The 13734-nt window shown below is 37.7% G+C and carries 10 protein-coding genes, 3 tRNA genes and 1 pseudogene; 10 read left to right on the top strand and 4 right to left on the bottom strand.

Features of this window, described 5'->3' with window-relative positions; genetic code table 11:
* Positions 1–35 precede the first annotated feature (35 nt).
* The 6 genes from PVK70_RS16435 (at position 36) to PVK70_RS16410 (ending at position 3934) form a co-directional block, all read left to right on the top strand.
* Positions 36–109 (top strand) — tRNA-Cys (locus PVK70_RS16435).
* 11 nt (positions 110–120) lie between these two features.
* Positions 121–196 (top strand) — tRNA-Gly (locus PVK70_RS16430).
* 185 nt (positions 197–381) lie between these two features.
* Positions 382–468 (top strand) — tRNA-Leu (locus PVK70_RS16425).
* A 369-nt stretch (positions 469–837) separates the two neighbouring features.
* On the top strand, positions 838–1389 hold the full coding sequence (locus tag PVK70_RS16420; RefSeq protein WP_130045574.1) for an ECF-type riboflavin transporter substrate-binding protein: 552 nt from the start codon (positions 838–840) through the stop codon (positions 1387–1389).
* 3 nt (positions 1390–1392) lie between these two features.
* On the top strand, positions 1393–3102 hold the full coding sequence (locus PVK70_RS16415) for an ABC transporter ATP-binding protein (protein ID WP_130047464.1): 1710 nt from the start codon (positions 1393–1395) through the stop codon (positions 3100–3102).
* Entirely contained in the window at positions 3092–3934 is an 843-nt protein-coding gene (locus PVK70_RS16410; protein WP_130045576.1) for an energy-coupling factor transporter transmembrane component T family protein, read from the top strand. The genes PVK70_RS16415 and PVK70_RS16410 overlap by 11 nt, the downstream gene beginning before the upstream one ends.
* A 39-nt stretch (positions 3935–3973) precedes the next feature.
* Here PVK70_RS16410 and PVK70_RS16405 read toward each other — a convergent pair whose 3' ends face one another.
* Positions 3974–4327 (bottom strand): hypothetical protein, encoded by a 354-nt coding sequence (locus PVK70_RS16405; RefSeq protein ID WP_130047465.1) that lies wholly within the window; start codon positions 4325–4327, stop codon positions 3974–3976.
* Positions 4328–4515: 188 nt separating this feature from the next.
* On the opposite strand from PVK70_RS16405, the pseudogene PVK70_RS16400 reads away from it, so the two are divergent.
* Both PVK70_RS16400 and PVK70_RS16395 read left to right on the top strand, forming a co-directional pair.
* Positions 4516–5728: pseudogene (locus tag PVK70_RS16400) on the top strand (MipA/OmpV family protein).
* Positions 5729–6097: 369 nt separating this feature from the next.
* Positions 6098–7429, top strand: coding sequence for a GGDEF domain-containing protein (locus PVK70_RS16395; RefSeq protein ID WP_130047466.1), 1332 nt, complete (start codon positions 6098–6100; stop codon positions 7427–7429).
* Positions 7430–7501: 72 nt separating this feature from the next.
* Here the strand turns inward: PVK70_RS16395 and PVK70_RS16390 are convergent, their stop codons facing one another.
* The 3 genes from PVK70_RS16390 to PVK70_RS16380 form a co-directional block, all read right to left on the bottom strand.
* Positions 7502–8179, bottom strand: coding sequence for a SanA/YdcF family protein (locus PVK70_RS16390; RefSeq protein ID WP_130047467.1), 678 nt, complete (start codon positions 8177–8179; stop codon positions 7502–7504).
* A gap of 25 nt (positions 8180–8204) precedes the next feature.
* Positions 8205–8537 (bottom strand): DUF3392 domain-containing protein, encoded by a 333-nt coding sequence (locus tag PVK70_RS16385; RefSeq protein WP_130045581.1) that lies wholly within the window; start codon positions 8535–8537, stop codon positions 8205–8207.
* 109 nt (positions 8538–8646) lie between these two features.
* Positions 8647–10335, bottom strand: coding sequence for an NAD-dependent malic enzyme (locus PVK70_RS16380; protein WP_130045582.1), 1689 nt, complete (start codon positions 10333–10335; stop codon positions 8647–8649).
* Between the two features lie 154 nt (positions 10336–10489).
* Between PVK70_RS16380 and PVK70_RS16375 the strand changes: the two genes are divergently transcribed.
* Together PVK70_RS16375 and PVK70_RS16370 are read left to right on the top strand one after the other, a co-directional pair.
* Positions 10490–12781: a helicase-related protein gene (locus PVK70_RS16375; protein ID WP_130047468.1), complete on the top strand. Its 2292-nt coding sequence runs from the start codon at positions 10490–10492 to the stop codon at positions 12779–12781.
* A gap of 133 nt (positions 12782–12914) precedes the next feature.
* A complete protein-coding gene (locus PVK70_RS16370) occupies positions 12915–13688 on the top strand; it encodes a phospholipase A (protein ID WP_130047469.1) in 774 nt (257 codons plus the stop codon).
* Positions 13689–13734: the final 46 nt, after the last annotated feature.

The following is a 13734-nucleotide window of genomic DNA, read 5'->3' as shown; positions in this document are numbered from 1 at the left end:
TTTTAAATCAGTTACATTAAGCCCCGTAAAGAGATGGCGCCTTGGCAGAGTGGCTATGCAGCGGATTGCAAATCCGTGGACCTCGGTTCGACTCCGGGAGGCGCCTCCATTCTTTATAATGCGACACTAGCTCAGCTGGTAGAGCGCAACCTTGCCAAGGTTGAGGTCACGAGTTCGAACCTCGTGTGTCGCTCCAGATTTTAAAGTGAAATACGTTGAATGTTCTTTTGTATGAAAGAATAACCTAGCCAAGGTTGAGGTCACGCCTAAGCCTTGAAGATCGGGAACCTCGTATGTCGCTCCAAATTAAAAGTTACTGCAGTAGTGGTAATTACAGATGGTGTTTTACTTTTCAGTAAGCGGCATCGCAAGAAATTGCGTGCCCTGGTGGTGGAATTGGTAGACACAAGGGATTTAAAATCCCTCGGCGTTCGCGCTGTGCCGGTTCAAGTCCGGCCCGGGGCACCATCAATTAGAAAGGCTCATCAGAAATGATGAGCCTTTTTTCTTTTCTATTAAATCAAAACGGCTATCCGAATTTATACCATTCTGGATAAGTAGTTGTTCAGATAATTGCGTAGGAAAAATCGATTAGAGCAAGGCATAAATTACAGTAACTAGTGGATCTAATTACAAAATTTATAACGCAGATATAATCAATTTTAACAAGCAAGAATGATCAAATACTTATGTAGATTGGTATTATATCAAACCGAGTAATTAGTGCCTTAAAAAACGTGTAGACGTCTAGATGTAAATATTTCCAAACCGCGCAAGTTACTGTATAATGCGCGCCTTTCTAGTTATTTATCTCATTTATGCTTCAAGGCAAAGATTATGAACCTTTCTGCTAAAACTGTTGTTGTTATTGCTATCGGTGCTGCTCTGTATGGTATTGGTGGCTTACCAATGTTTGGTATTCCTGTATTTGCGAATACAACATTAAAACCAGCCATGGCTGTGCTTGCACTATTCTCGGTACTTTATGGACCGATCGTAGGCTTCTTAGTTGGTTTTATTGGCCACTGGGTAACAGATTTGTTTGCAGGTTGGGGAGTTTGGCTTACGTGGGTACTTGGCTCTGGTATTGTTGGCTTGGTTATTGGTTTATTTCCTATCATTACAAAAAAACGTATTGAATCGGGACTTTTTGATAAAAAAGACTTTTTCATTTTCGTTGTATTGGCCTTTGCAGGCAATGTAATTGGTTACGGTACTTCTGCTTTCTTAGACACTATTTTATATGCAGAACCATTCACAAAAGTATTTATGCAGCTTTGCATTATTGCAGCAGGTAATACGGTGCTTATTGCGATCGTGGGTTACTTTATTTTGACTAACCTAGCAAAACGTAAGCAGCAAAGCACAAACCTAACAGAGGCGCCATAATAAATGAGCGTAACCTTTTCTAATTTCTCTTTTCGATATGCGTCACAGGATAAGCCGACGCTTAAAAATATCAATCTAAGGATAGAGCAAGGAGAAAAGATCTTAATTATCGGCCCAAGCGGTAGTGGTAAGTCAACATTAGGCCAATGTTTGAATGGTCTTATTCCTCATACCATTAAAGGCGAGAGCCAGGGTCAACTTCATATTAATGACCATAATGTGTCAGAATGGCCTATAGAACAATACACTGAAAATGTAGGTACGGTTTTACAAGATACTGACAGTCAATTTGTAGGCTTAACGGTAGGTGAGGACATTGCTTTTGCTCTTGAAAATCAAATGGTATCAAGAGCTAAAATGTACCCGATTGTTCGTGATACGGCTAAAATGGTTGACCTTGAACAGCTATTGAAAAAATCGCCTTACGACCTCAGTGGCGGGCAGAAACAGCGAGTATCACTTGGCGGTATTCTGGTAGACGATGTTGATATTTTATTGTTTGATGAACCATTAGCAAGTCTTGACCCAAAAACAGGCAAGGCAACGATTGACATCATTGATGATTTGCATAAAAACAGTGGTAAAACGGTTGTTATTATTGAGCACCGTTTGGAAGACGTTCTTTATCGTTCTGTGGATCGTATTATTTTAATGGATCAAGGTGAAATAGTTGCGGATATGACGCCTGATGCGTTAATTCGATCCCCGCTATTAGCAGAGCACGGTATTAGAGAGCCATTGTATATTTCGTTATTAAAACGATGTGGTATTGACCTTAACTCATTAGCAAACTGTAGTCATCTAGCATCAATCCCTAACAATCAAATTAAATCAGCGGTTGATTCTTGGTTTTTAGATAATGAGCCTTCAACACCTTTAGAAGTAAGAGAAGAGACGCTTTTATCTATTGAAAACCTGAGCTATTCATACGATGGTAAGATCAATGCACTAGAAGATATCTCTTTTACGGTGAATAAAGGCGAATTTGTCTCTATTTTAGGCAAAAATGGATCTGGTAAATCGACAATAACAAAACTTGTAATGGGCGTTTTACACCCTGATCAAGGTTCTATTGTATTAAATGGCCAAGATCTCGCCGAGTTGTCTATTTATGAGCGCTCACAAAAAGTGGGAGTGGTACTACAAAACCCAAACCATATGATTTCTCACCATATGATTTATGATGAAGTTGCGTTTGGTTTAGTGAATAGTGGTTTATCAGAAAAAGAAACAGAAGATAAAGTACTTAGAGCCTTAGATTTATGCGGATTAAGCCGTTTTCGTCACTGGCCTATTGATGCATTGAGCTATGGGCAAAAGAAGCGGGTCACTATTGCATCAATTTTGGTTCTTGAACCTGAATTATTGATCCTTGATGAGCCAACTGCTGGGCAAGATTATCAAAATTATACCTCGATGTTGAGCTTCATTAATCAGCTAAATCGTGAACTTGGTTTAACTGTACTTATTATTTCGCATGATATGCACCTAGTATTAGAGCATACCACTCGCGCTATTGTAATTGCCGATAGTAAATGTATTGCTGATCAAAAAGTAACTCATATCTTTAGTAAACCGGAATTGTTAAATAAAGCAAATTTAACCGTAACAAGCCTATATGAGCTAGCAGAGAAGCTAGGTATTACCAATATTACAGGCTTTATACAGCAGTTCATAACCGCAGAACATGAGAGTAAAAAGAATGTCCACTAATAAACAAAGTTTTGGTATTAACTATGTGGATTTAGATACTTGGCTTCACCGTTTAAATGGCGTAACCAAGTTTCTTCTATTTATAACATGGATAACGGTGGTCTTGACGACATTTGATTTGCGGATCATTGTTCCGCTGATCATGATTGGTTTATATTTGCTAAGGGCGACAAAAGTGCCATTTAAAGCATATAAGCCATTACTGATTGGCACTGCGACAGTTCTAAGTATGAATGCGGTGTTTATGTTTTTACTTGCTCCCAATCAAGGCAATGAACTGCTGGGTTCAACAACCGTGATAATGCCAATTTTTGGTAGTTATGCGATTACACAAGAGACCTTATTTTACTTAATAACCGTAACTTTAAAATACTTTAGTATGTTCCCAATTGCTCTTGTGTTTGTATTTACAACACATCCAACGGAATTTGCTGCAAGTTTAAACCGTATTGGCTTACCGTATAAAATTGCTTATGCAGTAAGCTTAACATTACGTTATTTGCCTGAAGTAAAAAGCGATTTTGTGAACATTATGCATGCACAACAAGCTCGCGGAGTTGATTTATCGAAGAACGTGCCTGTATTTACTCGTATTAGTAATATTGCAAAAATACTTGGGCCATTGATCTTTTCTAGCCTAGATAGAGCGGATGAAATCTCTAATGCTATGGTATTAAGAGGTTTTGGAAGAGCGAAAAGCAGAACATGGTTTAGTGAAAAAGTAATAACAAGAACAGATAAGCTCATGATGAGTGGGTTGTTAGTTATTGTGATTTTAGCTATTACCAAGCGTGTTGTTGAAACGAGTCTCTTTTGGTATCCATTTGGGTAATAGCATTAAATAATCAAAAGTAGGTATTGTACCTACTTTTTATTTTTCGGTTTCACTAAAGTGTTCAATCACATCAGAGCTGATGTTTTCATGGCTGAAAATTAACATCGAAGTAAGTTTATTAACCATATCTTCAGGCTCTAGTTCGCTAAAAATCACATTATTAATGAGCTTTTTAATAAGCACTTCTTCATGCTCAAGAAAGCCACGAGCGTCAATCTCAGCTGGAATATCACTAGGCATGCGGTCAAAGTGCAAGAATGTCATGTTATGGTTTACTGAAGTATTTAATAATTGTTCTGGAAACCATTCTTCACCTGTTACGACCTCTAAGTCATCGTCACTGGATGCTTGAATATCTTGTAAGTTTTGAATCAGTTTTGAAATTTTCACACTTTTTTCTCAAGAGATGGATTACTATTCATTAGTATCAACACTATACTTAAATTCTAAAGTTGATTGAAATTATATTTTACTTCAATTGCTTAGTTCGTTTGTCTTTTAACCAATCCCTATTGTTAACTTAATGTAGAGTACTTCTTTTGTATAAATATGTTTTTAACCTAAAGCGCCTATGTCTAATTATTGTTCCATTGCTTTTTGTCAGCTCGGCTTACTCAGAAGAGCATCATAATAGCGAAGAGGAGCAGATTGTTCCCCTAAAGGAAAAAGAAAAGGACTGGGGTATTGCTGCGGTTATTCGAACAGCCAGTATTCCGTATACAACAGAGTGATTGGCAATTAAGTGCATTAATGCGTTTGCGTTATTTTGACCTACCTAAAGAAGCTCAAAATAAGGCAGGTGGAGATGTTGTGGATACCGGTCTCCAAGCTCGATATAGCATCAATAATGAATGGTTCTTTGATTCTGAATTAATGGTTGATCCTGAATTTCGCTCTTACATGAACTTTAGACTTGGGGCAGAAATAGAATCAGGAGATTGGTGGTTTAATCCAAGCATAGAAGCTCGATGGAAAGAATCAGAGTTTAATAGTTATTACTATGGTTTAAATGACAGCAACAATGACACATTAAGTGCAGGTGTTGATGTAAAAGCGGGCTTTATGTCTCGTTATCATGTTACGTCTAATCTATATCTTCTTGGCGGTAGTTATGTATCTCGTTTAGATGATAGTGCATACAGTAGCCAATATATTGATAATCGTTGGGAATTTGAATACTTCTTAGGGGTGGGTTTCTTTACAGATAGCAGTACTTCCTCTCGCAAAGACATAACAAATAAACCATATTTACGTATAGCTCATGGCTGGGCTACACCATCTAATATTGGCGATATTATTCGCTTAGATTCAGAAAAAGACCCGCATAATAACCAAATGACGTCTGTTTTTTATGGTCTACCCTTAACGGATGAGCTATTTTCACTGCCCATCGATTTGTACTTAACTCCTGGTTATGTTCAGCATTGGCAATCAGATGTACAAAATTTAAATTCAGAATTTGTTGTTGCGATTAAGGCCTACGCGACGATCCCATGGCCAACCAAATGGCGACTTGGTGTTGCTGAAGGCCTATCATACATCAATCGCGTTTCTTACATCGAACAGTCTGAAATGGATAGAAAGGGGTATAAAGAAAGTAAGTTATTAAACTATCTAGATTTTTCTTTTGATGTGAATTTGGGTGATTTATTTAATCAGCGAGATTTAGATGGTGTATGGCTTGGTTATAGTATTCATCACCGCTCTGCAATTTTTGAAAACTCATCCCAATATAATCGTATAAAAGGCGGCAGTAACTACAATTCTATTTATATTCAATTCGATATTTAGATAAATAGTTCCATCTAGTTAAGTATAATAAAAATGGCGTTCATATTGAGCGCCATTGTTATTTCTGACTTTTTATTTTATATCAAAGTGTAATAATTAAAATCCACAACAGAATACTACAAAACACAAGAAAGCCAAATAAATGACGTTTAGTCATAATATTATCCTTTCTTATCAATGCATTACCTATTTTTACTATCAATAGTGTTATCTGATTATATTGAATGTTTGATATTAGTCATAAAAAATCGTGCTATTTATACTTTTTAGATAGAGACGATAAAATTTGTTTTGCGAAGCGAAATATGTGCGTTATTATTTTTTTGGAATGAATGTCTAAAAATTCGATAAGCTTAGTAAAGGAATACAATGCGAGTTTTTCAAAAAATCACAATAGGAATGTTGATTTTGTCTATTGGGGCGTTAGTTTGGTATCACTTTAAGGGGGATACTAAAATGATTACTATTAGCCCTGAACAATATCAATATTATGCGGCGGATGATAAAAAAGTTGGCGGCATCAGTGAGGCTGTTTTAGTTGAAAAAAATGGCAAACCTTCAATGCGCTGTGCCATGAAAAAAGGAAAATATGCTTGGCCATATTGTGAATTGGCTATTCATCTGTCCGACAGTGTATTTGAAGGTATTGATCTTTCATCGTACTCAAAACTTATTTTAGATATAGACTATAAAAGTGCTGACCCAAATGGTCGATTACGTGTGTATTTGCGAAACAGCAACCCTATATACACGAAACGAAATGATGAAGCATCATTAAAATTTAATGGGGTTGAGTACGAGCCAGGGTTTAATGCTGGACCTAAAGAAATTGCTTTGTCTGATTTTCAGGTTCTGACTTGGTGGATTGCGGATTATAAAGTACCGGTCGAACATACCACACCAGAATTTACTAATATATCAATAATAGAAATCGCCACGCCATCGACAGTGACAAATGGGGATTTTGAAATGACGATAAATAGCATAGAGCTACGTGGCTCATGGATAAGAGAGAACACACTACTCAAAATTATCTTGTACATGTGGTTGGTTATAATTATTGGCTATGTTGTACATGAACAAAAGAGATTAAGCAGAAGCCTTAAAGCAAGTGCTTATCGTGAAGGTCGATTACGTAAATTAAATGATGTCCTTAAAGAGAAGAATGTTGAATTTGCAGAGCTTGCGCATCGTGATTCATTAACTGGGGCTCGAAATCGAAATGCAGTACGCGATTGGTTAGATCAAATGTCTCAACAAGTTCGCTGGGGAAAACAGACCTTCTCTGTTATTTATATAGATATCGACTACTTTAAAAAGATTAATGACAAACTTGGTCACCAAATTGGAGATGATATATTAAGAGAGTTTGTGTTAGTCGTGGCAAGTGCAATTAAAAATACAGATTTTTTGGTGCGTTGGGGAGGGGAAGAATTTATCGTTTTTTGCCCAAACCATAATGTACAACAAGCGGCAGAGAAAGCAGAGCACATTCGCCGAACCGTTGAGCATCATTTATGGTGTCATAATGAGTCACTGACCTGTAGTTTAGGTGTCGCAGAAATGAAAGATGAGCGTATAAGTGAGGTTATTGCTCGTGCTGATGATGCGTTATATAAAGCAAAGAATGCAGGACGAAATCGAGTAATAACCAGTGCAAATATTATGGGTACTAATGATAGTCTGCGTTTTAGAAATTAAGCATTTCAGCTCTTAGTCGTATAAAAATAGTTGTATAAAAGCCTTATTACATAGTTTGTAATAAGGCTTTTTTTATTCTATAGGCATGGGTTCATGCTTGATCGGCTCTTTTGGACCTAGAAACTTAGGTTGTACATTAAAAATATATAAATCTAATAAAGCTTTCGTTCTCGCCAATATTTCTCTTATCCTGATTTTTGTATTTGCCCACCCTGTAGGAGAAGGTACTACTAAGCAGACTGTATCCATAGAGAAGTGGTTAGCAATAAACACAGCTCGTTGACAATGAAATTTTTGAGTTACGATGGTAAGGCTATTCGCGTCAAATATTTGTGTTGCTCTTTGTACAGAATCAAGTGTTCTAAAGCCTGCATAATCAAGAGTAATATTTTCTTCTGGGATCCCGGCTTTTAATAAGTCTCTTTTCATTGTCCATGGTTCATTATAAGAACGATGAGCGTTATCACCACTTAATAAAAAGTGGGTTACTTTATTTTGTTTGTATAACTCAATGGCAGCATCAATACGATATTGATAGTATGGATTTAACGTTCGGCGAATATATTTACTCGTGCCAAGAACAAGAGCCGTTTCTTGAGAGGGCAGCGTTTCAATATTTTTATATAGTTGAGATGATGTAGATAAAGAAATCGATAAATCTGCCAGCAGAACAGCAGATACAATAACCCCTATGATTAGCGTGATAATTTTCAACCATAACTTAACATGATGAAGTAAAGGGAGTTTCATTGAGCCTCAACTTGATGAGTAGATATTATACTTGGCGATTTTTTTGTGCCCACATACCGATAATAATAAAGGTAGAAAGAACAATAGCAAGCATAAAAGCAGGTTCAATAGATCGCAGTGCAGAAGTGAGAAAGGGTGATGCTTTTACAATTAATAGGCCATAACCAAAAGCATTTACACCGATAAAAGCACAGGTACGAATTAAAAAGTGTTTACCAGAAAGAAAAGCACGAAGTGCTCGATTTATATCCCCTCCTAGCATGACTAAAGCACAAGCAATCATAGCAACTGAAATATCTGATAAGTATGGGGTTAAGTAGCTTCCCATTGAGTTAAAGAAAGAAATCACGTGATTCATGTTAGCATCTTTTTAATTGTATTTAGTTAATATATCGGTAATAGAAACATATAGTTGAAAAAAAACCAGAGAAATTTTCTCTGGTTTTGATTTTGGTGGAAATTTTTAATTAAAACGCAGTACGTTTGTAACGACGGTATACTGGTTTCCAGAAGTATTGCTCAATTTTTTGATGCAGTGCTTCGTCAGTAATCTCTAGAGCATACCCTTGTTCAATTGCTTTTCTAGCAACGGCAAAGGCAATTTTCTTAGATACTGTGTGGATCTCTTCCAGTGGTGGAAGAAGCGCACCAGAGCCATTAATAGCAAGTGGCGAACATTCTGCTAATGCACGACTTGATTCTTGTAACATTTCATCAGAAACACGAGTTGCTTTAATTGCCAGCACACCTAGACCAATACCAGGGAAGATAAAACTGTTGTTACATTGTGCAATTGGGTAAGTTTGACCATCGTGTGTTACAGGATCGAATGGGCTACCTGTTGCGACTAGTGCTTGTCCATTAGTCCAACGAATTATATCATTTGGCGTCGCTTCAACACGGCTTGTTGGGTTTGATAACGGGAAGACGATAGGGCGTTCACAATGCTTATGCATCTCTTGGATAACTTCTTTGCTAAATAAGCCAGGAGCACCAGATACACCAATTAATACGGTTGGTTTTGCATTACGCATAACATCGACAAGTGAATAGTTAGGCTCTTCAGAAACCCAGTCTTTCGTATTTTCAGCTTTTTGTACTAAACGTTGTTGGAAATCAAGTAGATTTGGCATGCCTTCTTGCAGTAAGCCCCAACGGTCAACCATGTACACTTGTGAACGTGCTTGCGCATCAGAAATACCTTCAGATACCATTTGAGCAATAATCGCTTCAGCAATACCACAACCCGCCGAACCTGCACCTAAGAAGGTAACACGTTGTTGAGCTAATGAACTGCCCGCGGCTTTACATGCTGCAAGTAGAGAGCCCACAGTAACGGCAGCAGTACCTTGGATATCATCATTAAAGCAACAGATACGATTTTTGTAACGCTCAAGCAAAGGCATCGCATTTTTTTGTGCGAAATCTTCAAATTGAACAAGTGCTTGAGGCCAACGACGTTGAACGGCTTGAATAAAGTCCTCAACAAACTCAGCGTATTCATCACCCGTTACACGAGGGTGACGCCAGCCCATGTACATAGGGTCAGCAAGACGTTGAGGGTTATTCGTACCTACATCAAGAACGATAGGTAGGGTATGCGCAGGACTAATACCACCACATGCGGTATACAGTGCCAACTTACCAATAGGGATACCCATGCCTCCGATACCTTGGTCACCAAGGCCAAGAATACGTTCGCCATCAGTAACTACAATTACTTTTACGTTTTGGTTTGCGGCATTGTTTAATAGGTCATCAATTCGATTTTTGTTCTCATAAGAGATAAATAACCCACGACCACGACGATAAATATTTGAGAAGTTTTCACACGCAGCACCAACGGTAGGCGTATAAATAATGGGCATCATTTCACTGATATGGTTTTGAACTAAGCGATAAAACAAGGTTTCATTCGTGTCTTGAATATTACGTAGGTAGATATGTTTATCCATATCATTTTCAAAACTTTGATATTGCTTATAAGCACGACCAGTTTGCTCTTCGATGCTTTCGATTGCTTCAGGAAGTAAGCCTTCTAAGTTAAAATATTTACGCTCAGTAGTGCTGAAGGCGCTGCCTTTATTTAGTAGAGGGGTACTTAGAAGTGCTGGGCCAGCATAAGGGATATATAGGGGACGTTTGTTGTTATTCATTGTTATGCTTCTTCAAATCAAGAATGAACCACAGATCCTATTCCTACTTTAAACAAATATCAAAGCGTGAATGAAAATAAAGTGCGAATAGAGTCATGTTTTTATCAATCAAATCCGCTAGAGTAGTCAAATATTCTATTATTTTACGGTTTGTATGTTTTTGTTGCCAATTAATGCCATTCATTCTGAGTTTTCATCTGTTATTTTAACCAAAAATGCAGTCGTTCAATCTGAAACGGGTTCAGGAAAATCAACACACTTGCCACTATGGGCTGCGGAGCATGGACGTGTCTTAGTCATTGAGCCGAGAAGGATAGCTTGTACCGCATTGGCAGAATATCTAGCACTACAAAGTGGTAAGGCTTTGGGGGAAGATATTGGGTATGCGATAAAACTCGATAGTCGATATTGTGAAGAGAGTAAGATTGTATTTGTGACCCCTGGAATCGCATTAAAGTGGTTCATGGAAGACAAATTAGTTTCATTTTCTCATATTATGATTGATGAGTTTCATGAGCGTCGATGGGATACGGATCTATTATTATCGTTATTGCATGATCATCAACAGCATCGTCTTATCTTAACCTCTGCTACCATAGATACTAAGCCATTAGCGAGCTATGCAAACGCCACGGTTTTAACCGCTAAAGGCCGACAGTTTACCGTTCAAATATCACATATTTCTGAGCACTCGCAACAAATGCCATCGGCAAGGGACATCGAACAGCGAATTATCTCAACATTAAAAACGGTTATTCAGCGAGGAGAAACTGGCGATATATTGGTGTTCTTACCAGGTAAAAAAGAAATCATACAATGCGTACAAATAGCCACAGGGTTATATCCTAATCACCAAGTGATCCCTCTGTTTGCAGGGGTATCAGACTTACATCGTAAGCAAGCATTAACTCAGTCGAGCCAACAGCGGATCATTTTTTCGACTAACGTGGCAGAAACTTCCCTTACTATCCCAAATGTCACGGTGGTTATTGACTCTGGATTAGAGCGAAGAACACACCAACGAAATGGCCGAACTACGTTATCTCTTCAAGCCATTTCTAAAGCGAGTGCAGAGCAGCGCTCAGGACGAGCAGGGCGAACTCAATCCGGTCAAGCACTTCGATTATATGGCGAACATGCTCCACTCGAAAAAATGACACCGCCAGAACTGCAAAGAGAAGAATTAGTTGAAGCGGTATTGGCCTCTGCCAGTTGTAAGAAAGCTTTGCGAGATATGACATTCTTAGAGTCGTTACCAGAAAAATCATTAGCATTAGCCGAAGAAAAACTACAACAAATGGGAGCGATAAACAGTGAACTTATGATCACTGATTATGGCTTGCAATTGTTTCCCTTACCCATTGATACCCTCTTTTCGCATATGCTTTCGGTAGTGAAAGGCCGCTCTGAAAAAGAAACCGTTGCCGATTTAGTGGCGGGGCTTTCTGTTTCAAATAAATTGTTCTCAATCGCTAATTCAGAAATGGCACGAGATGAGTTTTTGCGTTGGAACCCTAAATCCTGTGATCTCGTTACTTTAGTCTCTATTGTTCGAGATCATGATTGTGAAGGATTAATGATTGATGATGAATTGCGTAAAGAAGCTCAGGCATTAGCAAAGCAGATCCGTAATGAATTAGGGCTACCAGAATTATCAGTCAGTAGTCGATTGAAAAGAGAGGAAGTACTACAGCAATTGGTAGAAAAGCTGCCTGAGTTGGTTTTTGTTCGTAGAGAGAAACGAAGAGAAGCTTTTGGTAATGGTTATTTGGAAGTTGTTCTTGGTCGAAATAATCATTTTTTACCTGCTGATGAAGCCGCTATTATATTTAATCAGTTTTCTTTACCTGGAAGAGGCAATAAACAGACACTGACAATTGCAACAGCACTGGCACCGATAGATATTTCTTGGATTATTGAAAGTGGATTGGCGGAATGTCGAGTTGGTGAATGTGTTAATAATAGTCAAGACATTAAAATAGCGCATGATTATTACTACGCCAATCGACTATTGAAAACGGTTTATGTTGAACCGAAAGAAGAGGATGCAATAGCGGTTATCGTTTCTCAAGTGATTGACGGTTGCATCTTGCCATCACTTAAGGAGAAAAGAGAAACGGAAATTGCCGCTTGGCAGCTATATTGTCAATTAAATGGTAATAAGAAGATCTCCGTAATAACGTTTGAGTCTTGGTTCACTCAAGAGTTAAGAGAACTAGGAGTTACCTCATTAGAGGATATGGAGATGTTTAGTGAAGATGATTTTATTTATGATGGGATCCCTGAATGGGAATTGAGTGATTTCTTATCAACGTATCCTCAAATCGTTGTATTACCCGATGTAACCGTGTCTGTTGAATATTTCCCTTCGAGCAAACGTATCGTGTTAACGTACATAAAAGGCGATAGAAAGAGCGACCTCAAAAGATGGGAACTTCCTACATAGTCTGGGTGGCGTATTCAATATAAAAAAAACAGTCGCAAAGTAGATATAAGATAATTACACATAAAAAGTGAAATGTCGGTATACATTTTGCTTCTACTATGTAAAAAGGCAAGTTACTGACAAAAGGTCAATTATGAAAAAATGGATGCTATTAATTGCATTGGCTATTCCTCTTGTAACATCAGCAAAAGAATTAAATCGTATTCATAGTTATGAAGACAGCTATGTATTAGGTACCTATACCAATGAGTTGAATAAAGACACCTATGTAGCAGGTGGTTTTGAAGATGCTGATGGGTTACAACAAGTTGAAGTTAAATTTCAATTTTCTTTAGCTGTTCCAATTATTCCGATCAATCAAAGTACATCGGTTATGTTTGCATATACACAAAAATCATTATGGCAGTTGGGAAACAGTGATATTTCATCCCCTTTTAGAGAAACCAACTATAAGCCTCAGTTCTTTGTAATGCATCAATCAAATATGTTGTTATTTAATAATGCAGAGATTGGTTATGTACATGAATCAAATGGCCAAACAGCCAGTTTATCTCGTAGTTGGGATAGAATGTATGGTGCTTTAGAACGCATTGACGGTCCTGTTCAGTATGGTGTTAGAGCGTGGTATGTCTTTTCTGATGAAACACCAAATGAAGACATGACTGACTATTTAGGTGACTATGACGTATGGCTAAAGTTCGGAAATGATATAGGCCAGTTTAATACACGTTTTCATTATAATTTTGGAACAAACAAAGGTGGAGCAGAAGCAGGCTATACTTTGTATTTAAATAAATTTGTTGGTTTATATGTTCAAGCCTGGAAGGGATACGGTGAAACCTTAATTGATTATGATCATGACCAAACTCGAATTGGTTTAGGAATGAAGCTAATTCCACCAAATTAATTCAAGTTACTATTTATAATCATTAAGCCTCAATATTTATTGGGGC

This window comes from Aliivibrio sp. A6 (genome assembly GCF_028765505.1).
Lineage (GTDB): Bacteria > Pseudomonadota > Gammaproteobacteria > Enterobacterales > Vibrionaceae > Aliivibrio > Aliivibrio finisterrensis_A.
Note: the sequence above shows the minus strand (reverse complement) of the source record. Positions and strands in the feature narration are given on the sequence as shown.

What these genes read in the sequence shown, in the direction of transcription:
- PVK70_RS16420 (WP_130045574.1), top strand. Translation starts at nt 838, where the DNA reads ATGAACCTTTCTGCTAAAACTGTTGTTGTTATTGCTATCGGTGCTGCT.
- PVK70_RS16415 (WP_130047464.1), top strand. Translation starts at nt 1,393, where the DNA reads ATGAGCGTAACCTTTTCTAATTTCTCTTTTCGATATGCGTCACAGGAT.
- PVK70_RS16410 (WP_130045576.1), top strand. Translation starts at nt 3,092, where the DNA reads ATGTCCACTAATAAACAAAGTTTTGGTATTAACTATGTGGATTTAGAT.
- PVK70_RS16395 (WP_130047466.1), top strand. Translation starts at nt 6,098, where the DNA reads ATGCGAGTTTTTCAAAAAATCACAATAGGAATGTTGATTTTGTCTATT.
- PVK70_RS16390 (WP_130047467.1), bottom strand. Translation starts at nt 8,179, where the DNA reads ATGAAACTCCCTTTACTTCATCATGTTAAGTTATGGTTGAAAATTATC.
- PVK70_RS16385 (WP_130045581.1), bottom strand. Translation starts at nt 8,537, where the DNA reads ATGAATCACGTGATTTCTTTCTTTAACTCAATGGGAAGCTACTTAACC.
- PVK70_RS16380 (WP_130045582.1), bottom strand. Translation starts at nt 10,335, where the DNA reads ATGAATAACAACAAACGTCCCCTATATATCCCTTATGCTGGCCCAGCA.
- PVK70_RS16375 (WP_130047468.1), top strand. Translation starts at nt 10,490, where the DNA reads ATGTTTTTGTTGCCAATTAATGCCATTCATTCTGAGTTTTCATCTGTT.
- PVK70_RS16370 (WP_130047469.1), top strand. Translation starts at nt 12,915, where the DNA reads ATGAAAAAATGGATGCTATTAATTGCATTGGCTATTCCTCTTGTAACA.